The organism is Litorivivens sp., assembly GCF_041625495.1.
Lineage (GTDB): Bacteria > Pseudomonadota > Gammaproteobacteria > Pseudomonadales > Spongiibacteraceae > Litorivivens.
The window spans coordinates 1-3,463 of sequence record NZ_JBFJTH010000257.1 but is presented as its reverse complement, the minus strand read 5'-3'; the positions used below and the strand labels follow the sequence as shown (position 1 = coordinate 3,463).

General features: G+C 54.3%; 3 protein-coding genes. All 3 read right to left on the bottom strand.

Going from position 1 to position 3,463, the window contains the following annotated elements; all coding sequences use genetic code 11:
* Positions 1 to 29: 29 nt before the first annotated feature.
* Complete coding sequence (locus tag ABYP39_RS18055) at positions 30 to 1,271, bottom strand: cytochrome P450 (protein ID WP_372784003.1); 1,242 nt, start codon at positions 1,269 to 1,271, stop codon at positions 30 to 32.
* An 85-nt stretch (positions 1,272 to 1,356) separates the two neighbouring features.
* On the bottom strand, positions 1,357 to 1,836 hold the full coding sequence (locus ABYP39_RS18050; protein WP_372784001.1) for a nitroreductase/quinone reductase family protein: 480 nt from the start codon (positions 1,834 to 1,836) through the stop codon (positions 1,357 to 1,359).
* A 299-nt stretch (positions 1,837 to 2,135) separates the two neighbouring features.
* A partial coding sequence (locus ABYP39_RS18045) for an alkaline phosphatase PhoX (protein WP_372783999.1) occupies positions 2,136 to 3,463 on the bottom strand: 1,328 nt, incomplete at its 5' end.

The window sequence follows — 3,463 nt, the reverse complement described above, 5'->3', positions numbered from 1 at the left end:
GTGAGGTGAAGATGGTTCGAAAGGCAGTATCAACACCTCTGGGCTATCTGGTAAGAAAGCGTAAGTTTCTCTAAGCGCCTGACAAAGATACTGGATGCATAGCGAAATGCGCTTCTGTCTGCCAGCGTGAAATTGTCAGTACTGCGTAGCAACGTTGCCAGTAATACACGCGCTTCCATTCTTGCCAGTGGTGCGCCAATACAAAAATGAATGCCGTAGCCGAATCCGAAGTGCTTTTCCCTCTGCGGTCTGTCCAGCAATAAGCGGTGAGGCTCAGGCCAACTATTCGGGTCCCGATTTGCTGCTGCCCAACAGGCCAATACCAGGTCTCCAGCACGTAGAGGTGTTCCCCCCAGCGTGGTGTCGGCATTCACCGAACGGTAGTGAAACTTGAATGGCGGTTCCAGTCGCAATATTTCCTCGATAAAGGCCGATATCAGATTGGGTTCTGCGCGTAGGCGTTTCTGTAGCGGCTGATCTTTAGCCAACCTGAGAATGGCGCTGCCAATCAGGCTGGCGGTGGACTCTCCGGCGGCACCAAACAGAATCGTTAGAATGCCCACGGCTTGCTCTTTGCTGATAAGTTGCTCATCTACACCCTGGGCGAGCGTAGCGGTCAACGAATCACCGCGATCGCTCGCCGGTGCGGCGTGTACCTTTTCAAAATGATGGGTCAGGTACGTGTTCTGTGCAGCAGTTTCCTGCAGTATCAGTTGCAGTCGGTCGGATTCGAAGCGCCCGGCCAGAAATTCCCCGCCCATCATTGCCCAGCGTTGTACCGCTTCCTGCGCATCATCACCCAGCCCCAGCAGGCGAGTGACAACGAAGGCGGGTAAAGCCTCACACAGTGCCGAACAAGCATCACCGCCCGCGTGGAGAAAATCATCAACTTGCTGCTGTGCAAAACGCTTAATGTCCTGCTCAAGCGCGACAATACGGCCGGCTTTTAATGGTGGCAACATCAGCCGCCGATGTATCGCATGATCCGGTTCATCGGCAGTGGCAATGACATCGCTGGCGGTTCCGGCGCCTTTCAGATCGAAGATGGTGGGCGCCCCGTCGTCACCACAAACCAGCATGCCCCTTAGATTCGCCGAGAAATCCTGGTGGCGCTTAACCAACTCGGTTACCGCACTATGCGAACAGGCTACAAAAGCTCGGGTTTCGCCGATCTGACATACGGGCGCCAAGTTTCGCATCTGCTCGTAAAGTGAATGTGGGTCGTTGATAGCCTCTTCACTGAAGAAACTTGCGCCGTCGAACGCGCTCATTGGCACATCTCCTGTCTCCACACTGTGATAAACGCTAGCAAGCGGTTATCACTAACGATGATCCTTCCTGGATACTCCGGGCTTTCTAGCCTGAGCTTCCGTTTTTTGCCAGAAACTGCACGATACCCGAGCCGTTATCCAGAAGAATTTGCAGCTGGGCATCAGTGAGCCCCTGTTCGGCATCAAAGTCATAAATTTTATAGATTCTGGGCGTAAAGCTGACTCGTCTGAATACGCGTTCGAAGTTGGTTCGATACGCCTCGCTGCCGGGCTCCAGCCAGCATGCTTCACCCTCCAGCCAGCGGGCTTTGTACTTAAGCGCCATTGGCCAGGGTTCGCGGTAGTTTCTCCACCACTGACGATCGCGGGTTTCCGTCAGGCAAATCAAAAACTCGCCATCAAATTTGGTGAAGGCAACCGGCGTCTCAAATTTTTTACCGGATTTTCGGCCAGTAAAGCGAATCAAGGCCACGCTGGAACTCAACAACCAGTGCAGTGGTGAGCGTAGCAAAGGTTTAACCAGAAAATTCATTTTTATGGCAGTGTCGGAATATTTATTCGCCATTGTTTTCCATTTGTGCGGTGTAGTATCTAGCGAAAGCGAAGCCCGACAGTGGCTGACGGGCAGGTCTTAATTATCTCAATAGATGGTCTTTTAAGATCGCGACACTGGGCGCCCTTTTCATTGGTTGCGATCCCTAATGGTTTAATAATCGCAGCGGTAACCGGGTTAGCCAGTGCTGTTACGTTTTTATCCTAGCATGGCCAGTACCACTTACTCTTACACCTTTGTCATTTGAGGTGTGAGCACTGACCCTGATCCCGGTGACCCCATTGCATCAATCGCGACTGGGCTGGAGATACCTACACTTTAGGCATTGGCCGCGCCAGCGGGCGATCTACCTGAACTGAAAACGGCATGGTGATTTCGTAGGTTAAGCCCGCGATATTGTAGCCTATTGCGCCATCGCCACTATTAAATGTGCGCTGCCCGGAAACGTAAACTCGGCGACCGTCGGGGGAAATCGCTACGCCTGTGACCTCAGTGGCCCCTGGGTCACCCGGCAGTCGCAATAAGGGTATTGTGGTTTGATCAGGCATCAATACCATGCAGCGCATATCACCGCCATCCTCTACTACCAGCATTTCGCCGTCCAGCGTCATCGTAATATTATCTACGCCCGCCAATGGTGGTTCACTGTCATCGACCGGAGAGCCGATAGGTCCATCGGTGGGGTCATAAATCGATTCTATCGTATTGGCGATCGTATCAATGGCCCAAATGGTGTCGTCGCTTTTGGTGGTGACAAAAACGAAACCGTTTAGGAACCACACGCCCTCATTGCCCTCCATTAGCGTGCTATCGGGATGGCGGTTTTGGAACTGTGGTTGATCCACGGCCAGGGCATTGTGCCATGCAATGGGTGTTGGCCCCTGCCGAGCGGCATCTAATCCGGCGGGTACGCCCATCACCTGAAGCAAACCGTTATCCATTACCGGACGCTCCCCGCTTGGCCAATCGGCTGCCGTCCAAATAGTGCGATAGAAACGGTCGTCGCCACCGGCATCTTCGGTGTGATAGATCGCACGCCCTGCTTCATCCACCGCCACCATTTCATGGCCTTTAATGCCAAAAGCGGGCAAGTGCACGTGGTCACCACCATCGCGCAGTGGGCTGCATTCAAACATCAACCCATCCAGTATTTCTTCGCCATTGATCCAGGTTCCCCACGGGGTTGCCCCGCCAGAGCAGTTGGTTGTGGTGTTGGCCTGGCATCGGTACGCGTCGATCAACTCGCCCCTGGCATTGAATCGCAGCGCACTAACTCCGCCCGTCATCAGGCCTGCGGCGGCGACATCCTGTCGTCGATTGGGCGGTCCATAAGCTGTGCCAGCAACAGCAGGCCCCGTGGTGCTATCACGCCGCTCTGAATTGCTCACATAAATCCATCCGCCATCTTCCGTGCGAAAGGTTGCGCCACCGTCGGGGTCGGTATGCCAAGCATAACCGGTATCGGTGCCATCGTCGGCGATAACGTTTGCGTCGTATTCAGCTATGACGCGAGAGGTAAATCCTGCAGGCAACTGCACACCGTTCTCGTCTGGGGGCAGCAATGGCCCCATGGTTGCAAACCCGCTGTCAACGAAAGGGTTTACCGCATCCTGCAGCCCACTGGAGCTGGATGAGCCGC

Coding starts and splice junctions, on each gene's coding strand:
- ABYP39_RS18055 (WP_372784003.1), bottom strand. CDS start 1,271: ATGAGCGCGTTCGACGGCGCAAGTTTCTTCAGTGAAGAGGCTATCAAC.
- ABYP39_RS18050 (WP_372784001.1), bottom strand. CDS start 1,836: ATGGCGAATAAATATTCCGACACTGCCATAAAAATGAATTTTCTGGTT.